This window comes from Agrobacterium vitis (assembly GCF_013426735.1).
Lineage (GTDB): Bacteria > Pseudomonadota > Alphaproteobacteria > Rhizobiales > Rhizobiaceae > Allorhizobium > Allorhizobium vitis_D.
Map to the genome: position 1 here is coordinate 982,231 of NZ_AP023272.1, position 22,981 is coordinate 1,005,211.

The following is a 22,981-nucleotide window of genomic DNA, read 5'->3' on the forward strand; positions in this document are numbered from 1 at the left end:
GGCGGTGGTAATCGGAGGGTGGGATGATTGATACGGTCAATGTGCGCACGCTGGATGTTCAGCGGCAACCTTCGGTCACCGAGCAGGTCTTCGAGCTGTTATACCGGCAGGTGGTTGAACTGGAGCTGCCGCCCGGGGCAAAATTGTCGGAAGTGGATGTTGCCAAGCAGATGGGCGTGTCTCGCCAACCGGTGCGCGACGCCTTCTATCGCCTGTCCCAGCAGGGCTTCCTGATGATCCGCCCGCAACGGGCAACTGTGGTGACGCATATTTCCGAACGCGGGGTCTTGCAGGCCCGCTTCATCCGCACGGCACTGGAAATGGAAACCGTGCGGGCCGCCGCCGAGCGGTTGAGCGACGAGCAGATCGCGGCGCTTGACGACCTGGTACAGCGGCAGATCAAAGCCATGGACGCTGGCAACAAGATGCTGTTTCACGAGTTGGACGACGAGTTTCATCGGCAGATCTGTAAGATGTCGGGCCATGACTTCGCCTGGGCGCTGATCCGCGACAGCAAGGCGCATATGGACCGAATCCGTTATCTCAGCCTTGCTTTCGGTGCGCAAAGCGCCATTGACGACCATATCGAGATCATGGCCGCGTTGAAGGCACGCGATGGCGACCGGGCGGCAGCCAACATGCGGGTTCATCTGTCCCGCATCCTGTCGATCATCAGCCGGATCAGGGAAACCCAAGGCCAGTATTTCGCGACCGAATGAGGATGGCAGGATAAGATGAGCAATAGACGGATCTTGACCATCGGCGAATGCATGGTGGAAATGGCGCCCCGCGAAGATGGTGCCTATCAACGCAATTTCGCCGGCGATACATTCAACACGGCCTGGTATCTGCGCCGTCTTCTGGGTGCAGACGAAGGGGTGGATTATTGCTCGGCCATCGGTGTCGATGCTATTTCGCAAGCCATGCTCGCCTTCATGCAAGCGGCGGGAATAGGCACCGGGCATTTACGCCGTCTGGAGGATGCGACGGTCGGGCTTTATATGATTGAGCTTGTCAATGGCGAGCGCAGTTTCAGCTATTGGCGCGGCCAATCCGCCGCCAAGCGTCTGGCAGACGACCGTGCGTTTCTTTTAGAGGCCGTACGGGGCCGCGATCTCATTCTGTTTTCCGGCATTACCCTTGCCATCCTGTCCCCGGCGGGCCGTCAGCAATTGCTGGAGGTTCTGGCGCAGGCCCGCGATGCTGGCAGCCTGATCGCTTTCGATCCTAATATGCGCGCCCGGCTTTGGCCGGATCGTGATAGCATGTGCAATGCGGTGTCGCAGGCGGCCAAGGTTGCCGACATCGTCCTGCCGTCCTTTGACGAGGATGGGCCGAATTTCGACGATGTCACACCTGATGCCACGATTATCCGATACCGAAAAGCAGGTGCGGTAACCGTGGTGGTCAAGAATGGCGCGGGCCGTGTGCATGCCTTTGACGCAGCAGAAGGGCCAGTGACATTCGATCCCGTGCCGGTCGCCGATCTCGTCGATACGACAGCAGCTGGCGATAGTTTCAATGCCGGCTTCCTGTCGGCCCGCCTTTCGGGTGTCGCGATGGCTGAGGCATTGGCGCAAGGGGCTGCCGTTTCCGCTCAGGTGATCCGTAAGCGAGGCGCCTTGGTGAAGATCGAAAATATCCCCTGAAAACATTTCCTCAAAACACCCTTGGCCGACGAACGTGCGAAAAGCCGTGTCCGAAAACCAATGCCGCAAGAATGCTCGCTTCTTTGTGTTGTGATGTAAATTATTTTCGCTTGAACCGTTGCAGCTTTTGATTCTACTCTGCGCCTAAAACAGAGATTGGCAATATTTCCCTTTTTTGTCATAGGCTTGTGGCTTTTGTCAAAAAGGAATGGCCGTCGCAATGCGTCAAAAGGTGAGTGTTCATGCAATTGGTTTTCGACGGGCATAATGATGTCCTCCTGCGTTTGTGGAGGGCTCATGCAGCGGGCGTCGATCCGGTGCGGCAATTCATCGATGGTACACGGGAAGGTCATATCGATGCGCCACGCGCCCGCCGTGGCGGGCTTGGTGGCGGTCTCTGCGCGATTTATATTCCCTCCGACGGTGAGTTCGTGCTGACCGAGCCGGATGACAAGGGCCATTACAATACCCCTGTTGATAAGCCCCTGGCGCGCGCATCTTCACTCGACATTGCGTTGCAGATGGCCGCGATTGCGCTGCGGCTTGAGCGGGCTGGCGGCTGGGGGCTGTGCCGCTCAACGGCGGATATTCGCGCTGCCATGGCCGACGGCACCTTTGCCGCCGTGCTGCATATGGAAGGCTGCGAGGCCATCGATGCCGATCTGGCCGCCCTTGAAGTGTTTTACCAGGCGGGCCTGCGCACGCTCGGCCCGGTCTGGAGCCGCCCGAATATTTTCGGGCATGGCGTTCCCTTTGCCTTCCCGATGTCGCCGGATACCGGTCCGGGTCTGACGACACTCGGTTTTGAGCTGGTAAAAGCTTGCGACCGGCTGGGCATTGCCCTCGACCTTGCCCATATCACCGAAAAGGGCTTCTGGGACGTGGCGAAAACCTCCGACAAACCGCTGATCGCCAGCCATTCCAATGCGCACGCGCTGACACCGGTGGCCCGCAACCTGACGGATCGGCAGATGGACGCGATCCGCGAGCGCAAGGGCATCGCTGGTCTCAACTACGCCGTGACCATGCTGCGCGCTGATGCCCGCGATTTTGCCGAGACCCCGCTGTCAGACATGGTGCGCCATATCGACTATATGGTGGAGCGCATGGGTATCGATTGCGTCGGCCTCGGCTCCGATTTCGACGGTTGCACGGTGCCCGGTGCAATCGGCGATGCCAGTGGGAACCAGAGGTTGCTTGAAGCGTTGCAATCGGCTGGATACGGTGATGCAGATATTGCTAAGATTGCCCGTGAAAACTGGCTGCGGGTGCTTGGGACGGCCTGGGGCGAGTAATTCCGGCATCTGTTGGCGATCATTGACTTTAAAAAAGGGGACGGGACCATGACCATGACATTGACACGCCGCAGGCTGATGACGACGGCCAGTGCTGTTCTGGCGCTGGGCGTTACGGGCGTGCCGCGCGCTTTTGCCGCTACGCCGAAAGATACCCTGGTCGAGGCCTGGGCATTTGACGATATCATTACAATGGACCCGGGCGAGGCTTTCGAAATCTCCGCCGCCGAAGTCACCGGCAATACTTATGATACGCTGGTAAAGCTGAATATTGCCGATACCTCGACCGTGGCGCCCGGCATTGCGGAAAGCTGGAGTGCGTCTGAAGACGGCCTGACCTATACGTTCAAGATCAAGTCCGGCATCAAATTCGCCTCCGGCAACCCGATCACCGCGGAAGACGTGGCCTATTCTTTTGAACGGGCCGTCAAGCTCAACAAAAACCCGGCCTTCATCCTCCAGCAATTCGGCCTGAGTGGTGACAATGTCGCGGAAAATGCCAAGGCAGTCGATGCCGCGACCTTCCAGTTCAAGGTGGACAAGCCTTATGCGACCAGCTTCGTGCTGAACTGCCTGACCGCAACCGTCGGTGCCATCGTTGACAAGAAACTGGTGCAGAGCCATGCGGCAGCCGTGACGGTTTCCAAGGATTATCCTTATGATACCGATTTCGGCAACGGCTGGTTGAAGACCAACTACGCCGGCTCCGGTCCTTTCAAGCTGCGCGAATGGCGTGCCAATGAATTGGTCGTGATGGAGCGTAATGACAATTATTATGGTGAAAAGGCCAAGCTGAAGCGGGTCATCTACCGCTTCCTGAAGGAAAGCTCCGGCCAACGTCTGGCGCTGGAATCCGGTGACGTCGATGTGGCGCGTAATCTGTCGCCGACGGACTTTACCGCGATTGCCAATGCGAAAAATATCAAGACAAATTCTGCCCAGAAGGGAACGGTCTATTATCTCGGTCTCAACCAGAAGAACCAGTATCTCTCCAAGCCGGAAGTGCGCCAGGCCATCAAATATCTTGTCGATTACGATGCTATCGGCGCAACCCTCATCAAGGGTGTCGGCACCGTGCATGAATCCTTCCTGCCCAAGGGCATTCTGGGTTCCATCGATGATCAGCCCTACAAGTTGAATGTTGCGAAAGCCAAGGAATTGCTGGAAAAGGCAGGCCTCAAGGATGGCTTCAAAGTCACCATGGATGTGCGCTCCATCGAGCCGATGACCAGCATTGCCCAATCCATGCAGCAGACCTTCGCACAGGCGGGCATCACGCTGGAACTCATCCAGGGCGATGGTAAGCAGACGCTGACCAAATACCGCGCCCGCAACCATGACATCTATATCGGGGATTGGGGTGCTGATTATTGGGACCCGCATTCCAATGCCGAAACCTTTACCAGCAATCCTGACAATTCCGACACGCCAAAATCCAAGACACTCGCCTGGCGCAATGCCTGGGATGTGCCTGAGTTGACCAAGGAAACCAGCGAAGCGCTGTTGGAGCGGGACACGCCGAAGCGCAAGGCGATGTATGAAGACTTGCAGCGAAAGGTTCTGGCTGATGGTCCGTTTGTGATCATCTATCAAAAAACGGAAATTGCCGGCTATAGGGCCAATGTTCAAAATTATAAGCTTGGCCCCACCTTCGACAGCAACCTCAAAAACTTGATTTCCAAGGATTGATCAGGAGCAGGGCTCTTGGCTCTCACCACAACACAAGCATCTGCCGGTCGCAGGCGCGACCGGCAGTTAAGAGGTTTCAAGGCAGTTGCGGGATTTTTCGTGACTGTTGCGACGACTTATCTCGGTCTTCTGGCGGTCACGTTCTTCATTGGTCGGGTGATCCCGATTGATCCGGTTCTTGCTGTCCTGGGAGACCGTGCGCCGCAGGCGGTTGTCGAACAGACGCGCCGGGCAATGGGGCTGGATCAACCGCTCTATTACCAGTTCTTCGTCTATATAAAACAAGTGCTCTCGGGCGATTTTGGCACATCGGTTCTGACAACCAATCCGGTTATGACCGATATCGGCCGGTTTTTTCCGGCAACTGTTGAACTTGCCACGGTCGGCACGATCATCGGCGCGGTGATTGGCCTTCCCTTAGGCGTTCTGGCCGCTGTCAAGCGCGGCAGCCTTGCGGACCAGATTGTCCGGGTCATCGGTTTGATCGGCTATTCCGTGCCAATCTTCTGGCTCGGCCTTTTGGCGCTGCTGTTTTTCTATGCCAAGCTGCAATGGGTGGCCTATCCCGGGCGGATGGATGTGGTCTATGAATATGACCTGATACCCGTCACTGGCTTTTACCTGTTGGATGCCGCCATGGCGGGCCAATGGGAGATCCTCTGGGATCTGTTTCGCCATATCATCCTGCCCGGCGCACTGCTCGGCTATTTCTCACTTGCCTATATCAGCCGAATGACCCGCTCTTTCATGCTCAACGAACTGTCGCAGGAATATATCGTTGCGGCTCGCGCCAAGGGCCTGTCCGAAAGCCGGATCATCTGGTTCCACGCCTTGCGCAATGCCGCTGTGCCGCTGTTGACGGTGATTGCTCTGTCCTATGCAGGCCTGTTGGAAGGCTCGGTGCTAACAGAGACGATCTTCTCATGGCCGGGCATCGGTCTTTACATCACCAATTCGCTGCAAAATGCCGATATGAATGCGGTGCTGGGCGGAACCATCATTATCGGTTCGGTGTTCATCGCCATCAACATCCTGTCGGATCTCCTTTACAAGACCCTTGACCCGAGGACGCGCAGCCGATGATGACGCCCTCAGATAATATGTCCCTTCGTGAGTGGCTGCTGTCGGACCGGCCCCAATCGCGCCGGCAGGCCCGGCTTGGCCGCGCCTATGTGATCTGGCGGCAATTTTCCGCCAATCGGCTCGCGCTGCTGGGGCTTGGCATCATTATCGCGCTCATTCTGGTTGCTGCTTTTGCCAATCTGCTCGCCACCCACAATCCGGTGCAGGGCGATCTTGCCAATGCAAGGTTAATGGCGCCCGGTACCGGTGGTTTCTGGCTCGGCAGCGACGACCAGGGACGCGACATCTATTCCCGGCTGATCTACGGGTCGCGGCTGACATTGATGGTGGTGGTGCTGGTCGCAATCATTGCCGCACCCATCGGTCTGTTGGTCGGCACGGTGGCCGGTTATGCGGGCGGCTGGGTCGATGCGGTGCTGATGCGGTTGACCGATATTTTCCTGGCCTTTCCGAAGCTCGTTCTGGCTCTGGCGCTGGTCGCAGCCCTCGGCCCCGGCATCGAAAACGCCATTCTGGCCATCGCCGTCACCTCCTGGCCGCCTTATGCGCGCATCGCCCGGGCCGAAACGCTGACGGTTCGCAATTCCGATTATATCTCTGCCGTCAAGCTGATGGGGGCTTCGCCCTTTCGCATCGTCTTGCGCCATATCATGCCGCTCTGTCTGTCTTCGTTGATTGTCCGTGTCACGCTGGATATGGCGGGCATTATCCTGACGGCTGCCGGTCTCGGTTTCCTGGGCCTGGGCGCCCAGCCGCCCCTGCCGGAATGGGGGGCGATGATTGCCGATGGCCGTCGCTTCATTCTCGATCAATGGTGGGTTGCCGCCATGCCGGGCTTCGCCATCCTGATTGTCAGCCTCGGCTTCAACCTGTTGGGTGATGGCCTGCGCGATGCGCTGGACCCGAAGGAGGCCGGACAATGAGTGCCTTGTTGACGGTGGACAATCTCAAGGTCAGCTTTCCGACCCGCACGGGTCTGGTGGAAGCCGTGCGCGGCGTGTCTTTCACGCTGGGCAAGGAGCGGTTGGGGATCGTTGGCGAATCCGGCTCCGGCAAATCCCAGACCGGGCGGGCGATCATGGGGCTCACCCCCGCCCATGCGCGGATCACCGCCGATCACTTGCATTTCGGCGATACGGATCTGCTGGCGATTTCGACAGCGAAGCGTCGGGCGCTGCGCGGCAAGCGGATGGCGATGATCCTCCAGGACCCGAAATATTCGCTGAACCCTGTCATGCCGATTGGCAAACAGATCGTCGAGACGCTGTTGACCCATGAAAGAATGACGGGAAAGCAAGCCCGGCACAGGGCGCTGGCCATGCTGGAAGCGGTGCAGATCCGCGATCCGGAACGGGTGTTCAAGCTTTATCCGCATGAAGTTTCCGGCGGCATGGGCCAGCGGGTGATGATCGCCATGATGCTGGTCTGCGGGCCGGAACTGCTGATTGCCGATGAGCCGACCTCAGCCCTGGATGTGACGGTGCAGCTGGAAGTGCTCGATATTCTCGATATGTTGGTGCGGGAACGCGGCATGGGGCTGATTTTTGTCAGCCATGATTTGCGGCTGGTCTCCTCCTTCTGCGACCGGGTGCTGGTGATGTATGCGGGTCGGGTTGTCGAGGAACTGAATGCGGCCAACCTGTCCGAGGCGAAACATCCCTATACCCAGGGCCTGCTGAATTGCCTGCCGCGCCTGGAAGGCAACCAGCATCCGCTGCCGGTCTTGCAGCGTCAGGTGGAGTGGGCGCAATGAGCAAGGCCCTGATTGTTGAAGAAATGGGCGTGCGCTTCGACGAATTCCTGGCGCTGGACGGTGTCAGCATCGCCGTTGAACAGGGCGAGAGTTTCGGTCTGGTCGGGGAATCCGGCTCCGGAAAATCAACACTGTTGCGGGCGATTGCCGGGCTGAATGCTTTCGAAAGCGGCGTGCTGACTGTCGATGGCAAAAGCTATACCGGTCAGCAGCGCGACAAGACCTTCTATCGCACCGTGCAGATGGTGTTCCAGGACCCATACGGCTCGCTGCATCCGCGTCAGACTGTGGACCGGCTGCTGCTGGAGCCTTTGGCTGTACATGGATTTTCCGATGTCGATAGCCGGATTGCCCGCGCTCTGGATGAGGTTGGTCTCGGTTCCGGTTTCCGCTTCCGGTTTTCGCACCAGTTGTCCGGCGGCCAGCGCCAGCGCATCGCCATTGCCCGCGCCCTGATCGTCGAGCCGAAAATCCTGCTGCTGGATGAGCCGACCTCGGCGCTCGACGCCTCGATCCAGGCGGAAATCCTCAATCTCCTTGAACAGGCCCGCAAGGATCGCGGCCTGACCTTCCTGATGGTCAGCCACGATCTGGCTGTTATCAGCCATATGTGCGACCGGTTGGCGGTGATGCGCACCGGGCAGGTGGTGGAAGTCATGGATGTCGAAGCGCTACGCCGACGCGATGTGCAGGCGGATTATACACGGCAATTGATGGTGGCGAGTGAGGGGTTTCGGCGCAAAAGCTGACCTTCACCCAACCCGCAGCCCTTCGCGCCAGATCTGCTTGATGAATGGATGGCCGCCATGCTGGCCAATCTGCAAGAGATCGGCGCGTTTGCCTGGCGCGATCTCGCCGCGGTCGTTGAGACCGGCGGCTTCTGCCGGGGTCTTGCTGACCATGCGGATCGCGGCGGGCAGGTCGTAGGCGAGATCCGGATCGGCGGCGATGGCGAAGGGCGCGTCCAGCAAGGCGCGCGGTACATAATCGGAGGCCAGAATATCGCAAAGGCCTTCGAGCAGCAGGTCTCGCACTGCCACATTGCCGGATTGTGAGCCACCGCGCACGATATTCGGTGCGCCGCCGACGATTTGCATGCCACGTTTGCGGGCTTCGCGGGCGGCCTCCAGCGTGCAGGGAAATTCGCTGATCGATACGCCTTCGTCAGCGGCGAGATCGACATGCCCGATATCGGTATCGTCATGGCTGAGCAGCGGCTTGTTGTGGCGCTTGGCGATATCCACCACCTGTGGGCGGATGCGGTTGCCAATGGCCTGTTTGGCGGTGATCAGGTCCGCAACCCGTGCCGTGGTCACAGCAAGGGCTTCGCCACGCAATTTCGCGACCTTGGCCAGATAGGTGTCGAGATCTCGCGTCTGGCGGATACCGGGCAGATGCTCCATGACCGAGACGACGCGCACCAGAGCATGGCCAATATTGGCTTCCATCAGCGCAGGCGTTTGTTCATCGATCACTTCGCAACGCAGATGCACGAAATGCTCGGCCCGCAACATGCCGGCACCTTGTGCTTTTTCCAGCGCCTCGATCATTGGCCCGAGGATTTCCGCCCGCTCGCTGCCGTCTTCCGCTGCGCCGACGCAGAGACTGTCGAACACGGTGGTAATGCCGGCGCCGATGATTTGCGCGTCATGGGCAAGGGCCGCCGTCGTGTAGTTCCAGCGGACATGGTGGCGGGGAAAGACATGCTTTTCGAAATGGTCGGTGTGGATATCGACGAGGCCTGGGATCAGCATGTCGCCACCAAGGTCGATGGCGTCGCTGGCATGGGTTAACGGGCCGATGGCGATGATCTGGCCGTTTTCAATTTCCACCGTGCCGGTCTGTATGCGGTCGGCAAGGACAATGGCGGTATTGGTCAGGACCAGGCGTTTCGAAGGTGTCTTACCGCTCATGTCCATCCCGATCTCTCCGCTTTTTATTCCACATAGCATGGTTCAGCCGATTCGAGCCGTGCCGCAACAGGCGCGGTGTAAATCTCTGTGATGACCGTTCTATGTCAGCGATTGGAAATCAGACATGAAGATCACGCCACGCCGGTTGCGAACAGTTGTAAGGCAGGGCTTGCGCTTCATATACGCCACGGGCGATGGCGCGGGCCATGGTGAGGGTGGCGAGATGGCAAAGCTCCATGAAGCTGGCAAGGTCCGGCAACGGCTTGGCGCCGGTGGCGGCGGTAAATACCGTATCGCCATCGGCGGGCAGATGGGCAGGCAGCAGCGCCCGCGCCAATCCGTCATGAGCCATGATTGACAGGCGATGGCATTCCGCCTTGGTCAAAACTGCATCGGTGACAATGACGCCAATGGTGGTGGCGATCGGGTCGCGACCCTTGAGGCGTAGTGCAATATCATCAGGGTTGACGGAAGAGGGCATGCCGAGACCGCCGAATTCACCATCCTGCTCGAAAGGTGCGGCCCAGAATTGCCGCGAGCGGCCAATGGTGGCCGTGCCAAGCGCATTGACAGCAACCAAGGCTGCCACGGTATGGCCGCTGGCGGAGATGGCGCTGGCCGAACCAAGGCCACCCTTGACCGTCGCGGTGGTGGCCCCTGTTCCAGCCCCGATTGTTCCTAATGCGAAGCGGCCTGTGCTGCGGGCCTGAAAGGCCTCATAGCCCATTTCGCGATAGGGGGAATGGAGGCCCCAATCCTTGTTGCCGCCATTCAGCAGATCCATCAGGATTGCCTGCGGCACGATGGGGACGTTCATATCACCGACCGGAAAACCCTGACCAAGCTGGCGCAGACCCGCCTGCACGCCGCCCGCTGCATCCAGCCCAAAGGCGGAACCGCCCGACAGGACCAGCGCATTGACCTGGGTGACCAGGGACAGCGCTGGATCGAGCAAGCCCGTCTCACGCCCACCCGGCGCACCGCCCAGCACCGAGCCGGATGCGGTGGCCGGTTGATCGAAGACGATGACAGTCACCCCGGAACCGAGCGCCAGATCGGTGGCATGACCGACCGAAAGACCGGTAACATCCGTCAGCAGGTTGAGAGGGCCGGGCTTCATGCGGGATGCTCCTTCGGACTGTGTTGCGGACGACTTGATTTCAATCAAGGACGCACCGGTAAAGGCCAGTAAGTTTGACGCATAAGCGTTATACCCTGAAAGCGCTCGTAACAAGTTTATACAGTGAATTTAGTGCCTTACGGTTTGACCGATCGTTGGATTCCCGTGCTGTCGGCCCCTTTTTCGAGATTTGAGCTGTCCATGCAGAAGCCCCAGAAATTCGCCCTTGCCTTCGTTGTCGTTCTGCTTGCCGCATCCGGCGGCACCTATGCCTATCTGAAATTCGGGCGAGCCGATACGCTGCCGTCAGGCATCGTCACGGGCAATGGCCGGATCGAGGCGACCGAGGTCGATATTGCCAGCAAAAGCGCAGGCCGGCTGGTATCCGTCGAAGTCGGCGAGGGCGATTTGGTCACCAAGGGCCAAGTGCTGGCGCATATGGATACGGTGGAACTGCAAAGCCAGTTGCGCGCCGCAAAGGCCAAGATCGCCGAAGCCGAACAGAGCCGCGATGCTTCGGCTTTCAAATTGTCTCAGGCACAAAGCCAGCTCGATCTGGCCGAAAAGGATCTGGAGCGCAAGCTGGTCCTGCTCGGCAAGGGTTTCGTTTCCGATCAGGCGGTTGACAGTCAGCGGCTGACACGTGACAGCGACAAGGCGGCGGTCTCGGCGGCCGAGAGCACGTTAAACAGCGTGCAGGCGACCATCGACAATGCCAAGGCGGAGGCCGACCGCATTGCCCAGACCGTCGCCGATGCGACGCTGACGGCGCCGAAGGACGGCCGGGTGCTTTACCGGCTGGCGGAGCCGGGCGAGGTGCTGGCGGCGGGCGGCAAGGTGTTGACGGTTCTCGATCTGTCGGATGTTTATATGACGATCTATCTTCCGTCTGCCGACGCCGCGAAAACCGCAATCGGTGCGGAGGGCCGTATCCTGCTCGATATTCTGCCGGACCGGGCCATTCCCGGAACGGTATCCTTCGTCTCGCCGCAGGCGCAATATACGCCGAAACAGGTTGAAATCCGCAGCGAGCGCGACCGATTGATGTTCCGCGTCAAGATCAGCGCACCGAAGGAACTGGTGAAGCAATATCTGCCGCTCGTGAAAACCGGGATCACCGGTCTTGGCTATGTGAAGACCGATGCGGCCGCGGTCTGGCCGGACCGGCTGCAATCCGATCTGACGACAGCGCCTCTCGACCCTTCGGCTTCGAATACCCAACCTTCCGCCAATAAGCCGTAAGCGGGGCCGCTATGGAAAACGCTGTCGAACTGGCAGGCCTGTCCCATTCCTATGGTAAACGCCAGGCCTTAAGCGCCATCGACCTCGCCATCGAGGCCGGATCGCGGGTTGCCCTGGTCGGGCCGGACGGGGTGGGCAAGTCCACGCTTCTGGCGCTGCTGGCGGGCGCAAAAAAAATCCAACAAGGCCGGATCACGGCGCTTGGGGCGGATATGGCGAGAGCCGGTGCGCGCAATGCCGTGCAGCCGCGCATTGCCTATATGCCGCAGGGCCTGGGCCGCAATCTTTACTCCAACCTGACCGTCTGCGAAAATATCGACTTCTTCGGTCGGCTGTTCGGGCAGGACGCGACGGAACGGGCCGGGCGCATCGACCGGCTGCTGAAGGCGACCGGGCTTGATCCGTTCGGTGACCGGCTGATGGGCAAGCTGTCGGGCGGCATGAAGCAGAAGCTCGGCCTGTGCTGCGCCCTGGTGCACGATCCCGATCTCCTGCTGCTCGATGAGCCGACGACCGGTGTCGATCCCTTGTCGCGACGGCAGTTCTGGGATCTGGTGGAGAGCATCCAGGCGTCGCGGCCCGGCCTGACCATTATCACCGCCACGTCCGATATGGAGGAGGCGAGCCGTTTCCAGCGCGTGGTTCTGGTGCACGATGGCCGTATCCTGGCGGATGGCACCTGCGAGATCCTGCTGCAACAAACCGGGCGGCAAACCCTGGAACAGGCTTTCATTGCGCTTCTGCCGGATGCGGCAAAACAGGGCTATGGCGATCCGCCGCCCAGGCTTGCCTTCGTTGATCGGGGTGAAGTTGCCATCGAGGCCAAGGAGCTGACCCGGTCATTCGGGGCTTTTACCGCTGTCGATCATGTCAGCTTCCGCATTCCCAAGGGCGAAATTTTCGGCTTCCTCGGTTCGAATGGCTGTGGGAAATCCACCACCATGAAAATGCTGACCGGGCTTTTGCCAGCCAGCAGTGGCGAGGCACGGCTGTTTGGCCAATCGGTCGATGCCAAGACGGGTGCCGGCGATGTCGATGCCCGCCGTCGGGTCGGTTACATGTCGCAGGGCTTTTCGTTGTATGCCGAATTGACGGTGCAGCAGAATCTCAACCTGCATGCGGCGATTTTCGACCTGACCGGGGAGGCGGCCAAGGCGCGGATCGAGACTTTGGCGCAGCAGTTCGGCCTTCAGCCCTATTTGCAGTTCCTGTCGAGCGATCTGCTGCTCGGGGTGCGCCAGCGCCTGCAACTGGCCGTGGCGCTGATCCACCAGCCGGATATCCTGATCCTCGACGAACCGACATCCGGCGTCGATCCGCTGGCGCGTGACGGCTTCTGGAACGATCTGGTGGAGCAATCGCGGCAAAACGGCGTGACGATTTTCGTCTCCACCCATTTCATGGCCGAAGCCGAGCGTTGCGACCGCATCGCCTTCATGCATGCAGGCAAGGTGATTGCCAGCGGCACCCCGCAGGAGTTGAAAGAGCAGACCGGCAGCGCCAGCCTCGACGATGCCTTCGTCGCCTTTATGAAGGCGGGAGGACGACAGGAAAACCTGACTGATGCAGCAACCCAGCCGCAGGCCGGTGCCGCAACGGTGGTGGAGAACGCTGCCGGGGCCTTGGTGCGCAAGGGGTTTTCTCCGGCCCGGCTCATGGCCTATGCGCGGCGCGAGGCGATGGAGCTGATGCGCGACAAGATCCGGCTTGGTTTCGCCCTGGCTGGCACAGCGCTGCTGATGCTGATTTTCGGTTACGGCCTGACACTGGATGTCGATCACCTGCGGTTCGCCGTGCTCGACCGCGACCAGAGTGCCGAGAGCCGGGCCTATATCGATGCCTATTCGGCTTCCACCGCCTTCACCCTGCAACCTGCGATTTCAGATGAAGCCGGGATGCTGTCGCGATTGAAGGCCAACGACATTATGCTGGCGCTTGATATACCCGAGAAATTCGGTGCCGATCTGCGGGCCGGCAAGCGGCCGAACGTGCTGGCCATGTTGGACGGCGCCATGCCTTTCCGTGGTGAGACGGCGCTCGGCTATGTCTCCGGTGCCCATCAGCGGTTCTTGCAGGAAATTGTCCGTCAGTCGGGTGGAACGATCCGGTCGGTCGCTGGCGTGGAAATGCGCTATCGCTACAACCAGGCTTTTCTCAGCCTGAATGCCATGGTGCCAGCGGTGATTGCCCTGCTGCTGGTGTTCATTCCCTCGATCCTGACGGCGCTTGGCGTCGTGTCGGAAAAGGAAATGGGATCGATCAGCAATCTCTACGTGACGCCGGTGACCAAGCTGGAATTTCTACTGGGCAAGCAATTGCCCTATGTGGCCATCGGCTTCATCAACTTCCTGATGATGTTCCTGCTGTCCGTCTGGCTGTTCGGCGTGCCGTTGAAAGGCTCTCTTGCCGGTCTATCGGTGGCTGCTTTTGTCTATGTGCTGGCGACAACCTCGATCGGTATTTTAAGCTCAACCTTCACCTCAACCCAGGTGGCGGCCCTGTTCGTCACCGCCATCGGCACGATGATGCCCGGTACGCAGTTTTCCGGCCTGTTGCAGCCGGTGTCGTCGCTACAGGGCATGGGCCACGCCATCGGCCTGGTGTTTCCCACCACCTATTTCATGCGCGCCAGCGTCGGAGCTTTCACCAAGGGGTTGGGCTTTATCGAGCTAATGGGCTTCGTCTGGCCGCTGGCCCTGTTCTGGATTGGCGCTATCGGGCTTGGCTGGTCGCTGCTGCGCAAGCAGGAAAGGTAAGGGATATGGATCTTCGCACGGTATTTGCCCTGTTTCGTAAGGAGTTGATCGGGCTTTTGCGCGACAAGGTACTGATGGCCATGGTCATCTATGCCTTCAGCCTGGCGATCTATACTCAGGCGACCGGTCTTTCCCACGATCTGCGCAATGCGACGCTGGCCGTGGTGGACCGGGACATGTCGCAATTGTCATCTTCCATTCTCGACGGATTGATGCCGCCGCGCTTTCAAAAGCCGGTGGCCATCGCGCCCCAGGATATCGACCGCGCCATGGATCAGGCGCGCTACACCTTTGTGCTGGATATTCCCGAACGGTTCGAGGCTGATGTTTTGGCCGGGCGTAGCCCCTCGGTGCAGTTGCTGATCGACGCGACCGCGCTGATGCAGGCGGGGGTGGGCTCCAGCACCATCCAGCAGATCGTCAGCCAGCAGGTCGGGCTTTATGCCCAGCGTGTCGGCGTCTCAAGCAGTCAGGCGGTGACGGTGGAAACGCGGCTCGCCTTCAATCAGTCGCTGAATTCGGAGTGGTTTTCCGGCACGATGGCGCTGATCAACAATATTACCATGCTGGCCATCCTGCTGGCAGGCGCCGCTCTGGTGCGCGAGCGCGAACACGGAACGCTTGAACATCTGCTGGTCATGCCGGTCAGGCCTGTCGAAATCATGGTCAGCAAGCTTGCCGCCAATGGTCTGGTCATCCTGGTCATGACGCTGTTTGCCATCGTCACCGTGTTGGTCAAGGTGCTCGGCATGCACATTACCGGCTCACTGACGCTCTACATGGCGGGCGTGGCGCTCTACCTGTTCTTCGTCACCTCTTTCGGGCTGTTTTTAGGCACGCTGGCCCGCAGCATGCCGCAACTGGCGCTGTTGTTCATCCTCACCGCTTTGCCGATGAATATCCTGTCAGGTGGGTTTACGCCGCTGGAAAGCCAGCCGCAATGGCTGCAAAACGCCATGCAGGTCTCACCTTCCACCCATTTCGTCGGTTTTTCGCAGGCCATTCTCTATCGCGGCGCGGGCTTCGAGGTGGTCTGGCCGCAATTTGCCGCGACGCTTAGCATCGGGCTGGTATTTTTCCTGTTCAGCCTTAGCCGGTTCCGGACGTTCATCGCCGCGCAGCAGTGAATGAACGTCCGGACCGGATAAAAGATCAGCGTTTCATCGAGCGCGGATCGAGCGCATCACGAATACCATCGCCGATATAGTTGACGCTGAGGACGGTGAGCGAAATCGCCAGACCCGGCCAGATGGCGCGGGCCGGGGTGATTTGCAGGAAGTTCACACCGTCGTAGAGCAACCGGCCCCAGGTCGGGAAGTCGGAGGGGAAGCCGAGGCCGAGAAAGCTCAGGGCCGATTCCGTGATGATCGCCGAGGCAATGCCGAGTGTGGCCGAGACCATGACGGAGCTGAGCACATTGGGAACGATATGCTTGAGGATCACCCGGTATTCGCGCATGCCGCTGGCTTTGGCGGCCAGCACGAATTCCTGGTTTTTCACCGTCAGCACATCGCCGCGCACGATCCGGGCCGTGTGCATCCAGCTGGTAATGCCGATGACGAAGACGATCAGGATGAAAATCCCGGCTTCCGGGCCGAAAGCGGCGCGCAGCACATCGCGAAACAGCATGGTGATGACCAGCAGCAGCGGCAGGATCGGTAGAGCCAGGAACAGATCGGTGATGCGCATCAACGGCCCGTCGATCCGCTTGAAATAGCCGGAGAGCACACCGACCAACGTGCCGACGAACAGCGAAATCAGCATGGCCACCATGCCGACCGCCAGCGAGATTTGCCCGCCAGCCAGAACCTGCGCAAACAGATCATGGCCGAGATTGTCGGTGCCGAACGGATGGACCCAGGACGGTCCCTGGTTCTTGTCGCGGATATTCAGCTTGTTGGGATCGACGCGGTGGATCAAAGGCCCGACATAGACGGCCAGCACGATCAGCACGAAGACGACAAGGCCGATAACCCCACCGGTATGGCGGCGGAACTGGCCCCAGAGCTGGGCGCTGAAGGATTGCGAGCGGTCGGCTTTGGCCTGGGTGGTGAGGGTGGGCGCATCAGTCATAGCGGATCCTCGGATCGAGAATGCCGTACAACACGTCGGCAATAAGATTGAAGAGTACGATCAGCACGGCGAAGATGAAGGTCAGCGTCTGCACCAGCGGCAAGTCGCCGCTCTGGATGGCGGTGATCAGCAATTGGCCAAGACCGTTGACCCGGAAAATCTGCTCGGTGATGATCGCGCCGGAAAAGATTGTCGGCACGCCGAGCGCAATCACGGTCACTACAGGGATTAGGCTGTTGCGCAGCACATGCACCAGCAACACAGTCTTTTCCTTGACGCCTTTGGCTCGTGCGGTACGCACATAGTCCTGATGCAGGTTATCAAGCATGGAGGCGCGCACGAACCGGCTGATCTGCGAAGTATTATAGAGCGTTAGCACCATGACCGGCAGCACCATCTGCTTGACCTGGGCGACGAAGCTTGTCCAATCCACAACCTGGAGATTGGTATCGTAGACCGAAGGAAACCAGTGCAGGGTCGAGGAGAAAATCACGATCAGCAGCACGCCGGTAAAGAAGGTCGGCACGGAGTAACCAACCATAGAGACGAAGGTGCCGATCTGGTCGAAGATCGAATATTGCTTGTAGGCGGAGATGACGCCAAGCGGGATGGCCAGCAGCACGCCGAACACATAGGACAGGCCGACAACCCAGAGCGTCTGCGGCATGCGCTGGACAATCAGGTCAACGACGGGGCTGCGGGTGGTCCAGGACAGGACCCGCAGGCGCTGGCCGGAGCCGACGGTCAGGCCGGTGATCTGCTCGAAAATATTCAGCGGCTCATTGATGAAGAACTGCTTCAGCCACAGGAAAAAGCGCACGATCATCGGTTGGTCGAGGCCAAGCGCGGCACGCATCTGTTCACGCACTTCCGGCGGGATCGTTAGCGGCAAATCGCCGAGCGGATTGTTGGGCGCCATCGCCAGCAGCGCGAAAATGATGAAGCTGATGATCAGCAGGGTCGGGATGGCAAACAGCAATCGCCGGATCGTATAGGTAAACATTATTTTTTATATCTCCGGGCGCGCCAGGGAGGAGAGATGAAGCTGGAACGGGGCGTCGGCGCATAGTGGGGGCCGACAACCGCCAGCTCACCGGACCCGCGTCATGCGGGTCCGGCAAGGCGCTTGTTATTTGGCGCGCGACCAGTCGGCGATGTTCCACAACTCACTGTCCCAGCCGGTCATCTTGATGCCCTTGAGACTTGCGGCGAAGGCCGAAGGCTGGCCACGATAGACGAGCGGCAGATGCGCGCCGGCTTCCGTCAGCATGTCATTGAGCTTCTTGACGATCTCGACGCGCTCTTCGATCTTGGCGGTCTGGGAAAGCTTGGTGACGAGTGCATCATAGGCTGGATCGCAATAGCGCGGCATGTTCTGGCCCTGCCAGCCGTTTGCCGGGCTTGGGATCTTGTCGCACATCCATTCGGCCATATAGGCTTCCGGGTCGGTGCCGTCGAAATTGTTGGTGTACATTTCAACGTCGGCGTAGAATTTCTGGAACGTGTCCGGGCTGGACGGGTCGCCACCGAAGAACACCGAGGCAGACACATTGCGCAGTTCAGCGCCAACGCCGATCTGTGACCACATATCCTTGACCAGCGCCTGGGTGCCCTGTCGGACGGAATTGGTCGAGGTCAGGTAGAGGAAGTTCAGCTTGACGCCGTTCTTGGCGCGGATGCCGTCAGAGCCCTTTTTCCAGCCGGCATCGTCCAGCAGCTTGTTGGCGCCGTCGATATCCTGCTTCAGGCACCAGTCATTGGTGGTGGAGACATAGATATCCGGGCCGGGGACGATGTTGCAGGTCGGCTTGCCAGCGAGGCCGTAACCCGCCTCGATAATCACGTCGCGGTCGATGGCCATGGAGAGCGCCTTGCGCACAGCCGGGTCGGACAGGGATGGATGCGGGCCGCCTTCCTTGGTCGAGCGCTTGTCGCCCAAAGCCGGATCGGCATTGGTGAGGTTGATGTTGATACGCTCGACCTGGCTGCCGAAAGCGGTGATGATCTTGCCTTTGCCGGCAGCTTCCATGGTTGCCAGCACTTCAGGCTCGACCTGCATGTTCCAGGCATAGTCGTATTCGCCGGTTTCCATCACGGCGCGGGCCGCTGACAGCGCATCGCCGCCACCCTTCAGCGTGGCGGTGGCAAAAGCGGGCTTGGCCGGATCGCGGTAGTTTTCATTGGCGGTGAAGGTAATCACGTCGTTCGGCTTGAATTCCTTGACCTTGAAGGGGCCGGTGCCGATAGGGGCAAAGTTGGCCGCCGTGCATTCCGGGGCCTTGGGGCCAAGGCAATCCTTGAACTGGGCCTTCTGGATGATCGGTGCCTGCGAGCCGACAAAAGCCGAATAGGGATAGGGCTTTGGCGAGGCGAACGTCACCTTGATGGTCTGCGGATCAAGCGCTTCGACGCTCTTTACGCCATCATATTTCTGCTTCTGGGCGCAGCCGCCGCCGTCTGCCGTGCAATATTGCCAGGTGAAGATCACGTCATCGGCGGTAACGGGCGTGCCATCCGACCATTTGATGCCGTTCGACAGTTTCCAGGTAATGCTGGTCAGATCCTTGGAGACGCCGCCGTTTTCAACGGTCGGGATGGTATCGACCAGCTTGGGAACCAGTTCGCCTTTTTCGTCGAAGCCGGCCAGCGGCTCAATGACCATGGAGGATGCATATTGCTCCTTGGTGCCACCGGACAGATAGATGTTCATGGTGGAGACGGCTTGCCAGAAAAGCAGTTTCAGGTCGCCGTCACTGCCGCGCTGGGCCATGGCCGGCGCGCCCGTCATCATCAATGACGCGACGGATGCCGCCAGAATCAACCGGATGTTACGCATGGTTTGCTGTTCCCTTGTTAATCTCGTGAACGAGAGTTTTCTTCTGGCAGCGCATGCAAGGACGCTGCCAATTTTCCCCATTGCCTTAATGGCATTGAATTTAAAGAGTATATGGCCCTGATCCCCTCTGGGCCTGGTCGGATTGCCTGTCCTGATGATTGGTTTGCCCAAATTTTGGGCTATAAAATCACAAGCTTATTTTTCATTCAAGATGGAAAATGCGGGACCGTGTATCAACTGTGGATAGGGCGTGGGCCAAAGTGCCATTCAGCGGCAAGGGCCTTCAGACATGCTGGCGTCAATGACGCCAGCATGCTGCGTATCAATATGCGGTTCTTATAATGGATCTTACTTGCTACGGGTCCAATCCGCAACATTCCACAACTGTGAATCCCAGGGATTGAGTTTTGCACCCTTCAGCGTGTTCGAGATGGCCGAGGGCTCGCCGCGATTGACCAGCGGAATGACCAGGCCGTCATTGACGATCATGTCATTCAATGTGCGGACCAGTTCGGCGCGTTTTTCGGTGCCGGAGGTCCTGCGCAGCTCGCCCAGCAGCTTGTCATAGGCGGGATCGCAGTAGCGGGCGATGTTCTCACCCTGCCAGTTATTGGCGGGAGTGGGGATTTTTTCGCAGGTGAAGCCACCCATGAATTTCTCAGGATCGGTGCTTTCAAAGCCGCTGGCATACATTTGCACGTCGGCATAGAACTTCTGGTAGGTGTCGGGACTGGCCGGATCGCCGCCAAAGAACACCGAAGCGGAGACATTGCGCAATTCGGTTTCGACGCCGATCTGAGACCACATGTCCTTGACCAGAACCTGCGTGCCCTGGCGCACCGAATTGGTGGTCGTCAGGAACAGGAAGGACAGTTTTCTGCCGTCCTTTACGCGGATGCCATCGGGGCCTTTTTTCCAGCCTGCTTCGTCCAATAGCGTGTTGGCCCCGTCCAGGTCCTGCTTTCCGCACCAGGTCTTGGCCTTGGAGGCGAAAATATCCGGTGCCGGAATGATGTTGCAGGTCGGCTGGCCGGCAGCGCCATAGCCTGCCTCAACGATCACATCGCGGTCGATGGCGAGCGCCAGCGCCCGGCGCACTCTAGGGTCTGACAGGGCCGGATGGGGACCTGCCTCCTTGGTGGAGCGCTTGGCGCCGAGAGCCGCATCGACGGCGTAGGGGTTGAGTTGGATACGCTCGACCGTGGAGCTGAAGGCCGAGGTCATGGTGCCCTTGCCGGCTTTCAGCATGGATTCCGTCACTTCAGGTTCCACCACCGTATTCCAGGCGAAGTCATATTCGCCGGTTTCCAGCACGGCGCGGGCCGCCGACATCGCATCGCCGCCGCCTTTCAGGGTGACGGACGCAAAAGCCGGCTTGGCCGGGTCGCGGTAGCGCGGATTGGCGTCAAACAGCACGACGTCATTGGGTTTGAAATCCCGGACGATGAAGGGACCGGTGCCATGCGGCTTGAAATTGGCCTCGGTGCATTGTGGGGCTTTTTCACCCAGGCAATCCTTGAATTGGGACTGCTGGATAACAGGGGAAAGCTGCCCGACGAAGGCGCTATAGGGAAAGGGCTTGGGGGCGTCGAACGTCACTTTCACGGTCAGCGGGTCGATGGCCTCCACCGATTTCACCCCGTCGAATTTGGCCGCCTGGGCGCAGCCGCCGCCGGGCGCCATGCAATATTTCCAGGTGAACACCACGTCATCGGCGCTGACAGTGCCGCCGTCCGACCAGGTCAGGCCCGGTTTCAATTTCCAGGTGATCGAGGTCATGTCCTTGGCGATGCCACCGTTGTCAACGGTGGGGATCTCGGCGGCGAGCCGGGTGAACAGATTGCCCTGCTCGTCGAAACCGGCCAGCGGCTCGATCACCATCGAGGCGGCATAGACTTCCTTGCTGCCGCCTGACAGATAGGGATTGAGATTGGAAACGGCCTGCCAGAATAGGATTTTCACATCGCCATCTGTGCCGCGTGCGGCTATTGCAGGGGTGCTGACAAATGCGCCAGTCGCTGCGAAAATGGCGGCTGCCGATAGCGCCCTTAAGGGCCTGTTATACGTCATGGTTGCCGTGTCCTGCTTTGGTTGAGATGATCGCATTGCTTCGCAGCACGGCGCCCAGAGTCAAGAACGCAGAGGTTTAATCTACTAAAATAACAGACAAGATGACGGAGCGCTTCGGCATTCGAACGTGGCCTGAAGCAATGGTATGGCTAAGTTTTGGGCCGCTGCCATTTCAGGCTATTTTTTGTTCATTTATTGCATTTGCGACTTGCAAAACGCCAGAGTTGATGAACAGTATGCCATCGAAAACCGGATGGGAACAGCAAAAAGAGGTCATTCATGCCCATTTTGAACCGTGCCAGCGCCTTGCAGGAAGAGGTCGCAGGCTGGCGGCGCCATTTGCATCAGACACCGGAGCTGTTGTTCGACGTGCATCAGACAGCAGCTTTCGTGACGCAGAAGCTGAAGGAATTCGGCTGCGACGTGGTGGAAACCGGCATTGGCAGAACGGGTGTCGTTGGCATCATCAAGGGCAATCGCGGCGAGGGTACCACCATTGGCATGCGTGCCGACATGGATGCCTTGCCGATCACCGAAATAACAGGCGCCCCATGGGCTTCGACGGTGCCGGGCAAGATGCATGCCTGCGGCCATGATGGCCACACCGCCATGTTGCTGGGGGCGGCGAAGCACCTGGCCGAAACCCGCAATTTCGCGGGCTCGGTTGCGGTGATCTTCCAACCGGCGGAAGAAGGCGGCGGCGGTGGTCTTGCCATGGTGCAGGACGGAATGATGGACAGGTTCGGGATTTCCCAGGTGTTCGGCATGCACAATGCGCCGGGCGTGCCGCTCGGCGATTTCGCCATTCGCAAGGGCTCGCTGATGGCGGCGTCCGATACGTTCGAAATTGTTATCAAGGGCAAGGGCAGCCATGCCGCCCAGCCGCATATGTCGGTCGATCCGGTGCTGGTTTCGGCGCATGTGATCATTGCCTTGCAATCGATCGTGTCGCGCGGCGTCGATCCGCTGGAATCCTTGGTCATCAGCGTCACCACCACTCATGGTGGCGATGCCTACAACGTCATTCCGATGGATGTGACCCTGACTGGCACCGTGCGCACCCTGCTGCCGCAGATCCGCGATTTTGCCGAAAAGCGCGTGCAGGAAGTGGCGAGTGCAACGGCTATGGCGCATGGTGCTATCGCCGAAGTGCATTATCACCGGGGCTATCCGGTCACTTTCAATCACGCCGAAGAGACGGAGTTTGCCGCCTCGGTTGCTGCCAAGATCTCTGGTGAAAACCGGGTGAAGACCGATATGGCGCCGAAAATGGGCGCCGAGGACTTTTCCTATATGCTGGAAAGCCGTCCGGGCGCCTTCATTTTCTTAGGGGTCGGCGATACCGCCAATCTGCACCACCCGGCCTATGACTTCAATGACGAGGCCATTCCCTATGGCATCAGCTATTGGGTGGAATTGGCCGAAACCGGTTTGGCAGCCTGACTCCGTGTTTGTCGCGGTGGATCAATAATAAAGTGCCTCGGTCGTGAAATCGAGGCCGA

The 22,981-nt window shown here is 59.3% G+C and carries 18 protein-coding genes; 12 read left to right on the top strand and 6 right to left on the bottom strand.

Features of this window, described 5'->3' with window-relative positions:
- Positions 1 to 23: 23 nt before the first annotated feature.
- The 8 genes from H1Y61_RS04395 (at position 24) to H1Y61_RS04430 (ending at position 8,218) form a co-directional block, all read left to right on the top strand.
- Positions 24 to 719, top strand: coding sequence for a GntR family transcriptional regulator (locus H1Y61_RS04395; RefSeq protein WP_180573817.1), 696 nt, complete (start codon positions 24 to 26; stop codon positions 717 to 719).
- Between the two features lie 15 nt (positions 720 to 734).
- The gene (locus H1Y61_RS04400) at positions 735 to 1,649 is read left to right on the top strand and encodes a sugar kinase (RefSeq protein WP_180573818.1); all 915 of its coding nucleotides are present in this window, start codon (positions 735 to 737) and stop codon (positions 1,647 to 1,649) included.
- Between the two features lie 242 nt (positions 1,650 to 1,891).
- Positions 1,892 to 2,944, top strand: coding sequence for a dipeptidase (locus H1Y61_RS04405; RefSeq protein WP_174111811.1), 1,053 nt, complete (start codon positions 1,892 to 1,894; stop codon positions 2,942 to 2,944).
- Positions 2,945 to 2,992: 48 nt separating this feature from the next.
- Positions 2,993 to 4,633 carry an ABC transporter substrate-binding protein gene (locus tag H1Y61_RS04410; RefSeq protein WP_180573819.1) on the top strand — a complete coding sequence of 547 codons (1,641 nt, stop codon included), beginning with the start codon at positions 2,993 to 2,995 and terminating at the stop codon, positions 4,631 to 4,633.
- A gap of 15 nt (positions 4,634 to 4,648) precedes the next feature.
- Positions 4,649 to 5,716, top strand: coding sequence for an ABC transporter permease (locus H1Y61_RS04415; protein WP_180573820.1), 1,068 nt, complete (start codon positions 4,649 to 4,651; stop codon positions 5,714 to 5,716).
- Positions 5,713 to 6,639, top strand: a complete 927-nt coding sequence (locus H1Y61_RS04420) for an ABC transporter permease (RefSeq protein ID WP_409065462.1) — start codon at positions 5,713 to 5,715, stop codon at positions 6,637 to 6,639. The genes H1Y61_RS04415 and H1Y61_RS04420 overlap by 4 nt, the downstream gene beginning before the upstream one ends.
- On the top strand, positions 6,636 to 7,469 hold the full coding sequence (locus tag H1Y61_RS04425) for an ABC transporter ATP-binding protein (RefSeq protein ID WP_180573821.1): 834 nt from the start codon (positions 6,636 to 6,638) through the stop codon (positions 7,467 to 7,469). Before H1Y61_RS04420 ends, H1Y61_RS04425 begins: the two co-directional genes overlap by 4 nt.
- Positions 7,466 to 8,218, top strand: coding sequence for an ABC transporter ATP-binding protein (locus H1Y61_RS04430; RefSeq protein WP_180573822.1), 753 nt, complete (start codon positions 7,466 to 7,468; stop codon positions 8,216 to 8,218). The genes H1Y61_RS04425 and H1Y61_RS04430 overlap by 4 nt, the downstream gene beginning before the upstream one ends.
- Positions 8,219 to 8,221: 3 nt before the next feature.
- On the opposite strand, the gene H1Y61_RS04435 is transcribed toward H1Y61_RS04430, so the two are convergent.
- Entirely contained in the window at positions 8,222 to 9,382 is a 1,161-nt protein-coding gene (locus H1Y61_RS04435; protein WP_235680829.1) for an alpha-D-ribose 1-methylphosphonate 5-triphosphate diphosphatase, read from the bottom strand.
- A gap of 118 nt (positions 9,383 to 9,500) precedes the next feature.
- On the bottom strand, positions 9,501 to 10,502 hold the full coding sequence (locus H1Y61_RS04440) for a P1 family peptidase (RefSeq protein ID WP_180573824.1): 1,002 nt from the start codon (positions 10,500 to 10,502) through the stop codon (positions 9,501 to 9,503).
- 201 nt (positions 10,503 to 10,703) lie between these two features.
- Between H1Y61_RS04440 and H1Y61_RS04445 the strand changes: the two genes are divergently transcribed.
- Genes H1Y61_RS04445 through H1Y61_RS04455 form a run of 3 tightly spaced genes read left to right on the top strand, consistent with a single transcriptional unit; the run spans position 10,704 to position 15,627 of the window.
- Positions 10,704 to 11,744, top strand: coding sequence for an HlyD family secretion protein (locus H1Y61_RS04445; RefSeq protein WP_015917209.1), 1,041 nt, complete (start codon positions 10,704 to 10,706; stop codon positions 11,742 to 11,744).
- A gap of 11 nt (positions 11,745 to 11,755) precedes the next feature.
- Positions 11,756 to 14,500, top strand: coding sequence for a ribosome-associated ATPase/putative transporter RbbA (rbbA, locus tag H1Y61_RS04450; protein WP_180573825.1), 2,745 nt, complete (start codon positions 11,756 to 11,758; stop codon positions 14,498 to 14,500).
- A gap of 5 nt (positions 14,501 to 14,505) precedes the next feature.
- Positions 14,506 to 15,627: an ABC transporter permease gene (locus H1Y61_RS04455; RefSeq protein WP_180573826.1), complete on the top strand. Its 1,122-nt coding sequence runs from the start codon at positions 14,506 to 14,508 to the stop codon at positions 15,625 to 15,627.
- A gap of 25 nt (positions 15,628 to 15,652) precedes the next feature.
- Here H1Y61_RS04455 and H1Y61_RS04460 read toward each other — a convergent pair whose 3' ends face one another.
- The 4 genes from H1Y61_RS04460 to H1Y61_RS04475 form a co-directional block, all read right to left on the bottom strand.
- Positions 15,653 to 16,573 (bottom strand): ABC transporter permease, encoded by a 921-nt coding sequence (locus H1Y61_RS04460; protein ID WP_174111803.1) that lies wholly within the window; start codon positions 16,571 to 16,573, stop codon positions 15,653 to 15,655.
- Complete coding sequence (locus H1Y61_RS04465) at positions 16,566 to 17,576, bottom strand: ABC transporter permease (RefSeq protein WP_015917205.1); 1,011 nt, start codon at positions 17,574 to 17,576, stop codon at positions 16,566 to 16,568. The genes H1Y61_RS04460 and H1Y61_RS04465 overlap by 8 nt, the downstream gene beginning before the upstream one ends.
- A gap of 126 nt (positions 17,577 to 17,702) precedes the next feature.
- Positions 17,703 to 19,409: a peptide ABC transporter substrate-binding protein gene (locus tag H1Y61_RS04470; protein WP_180573827.1), complete on the bottom strand. Its 1,707-nt coding sequence runs from the start codon at positions 19,407 to 19,409 to the stop codon at positions 17,703 to 17,705.
- Between the two features lie 348 nt (positions 19,410 to 19,757).
- Entirely contained in the window at positions 19,758 to 21,479 is a 1,722-nt protein-coding gene (locus H1Y61_RS04475) for a peptide ABC transporter substrate-binding protein (protein WP_235680830.1), read from the bottom strand.
- A gap of 279 nt (positions 21,480 to 21,758) precedes the next feature.
- Here H1Y61_RS04475 and H1Y61_RS04480 point away from each other — a divergent pair, with 279 nt between their 5' ends.
- A complete protein-coding gene (locus tag H1Y61_RS04480; RefSeq protein WP_180573829.1) occupies positions 21,759 to 22,922 on the top strand; it encodes a M20 aminoacylase family protein in 1,164 nt (387 codons plus the stop codon).
- Positions 22,923 to 22,981: the final 59 nt, after the last annotated feature.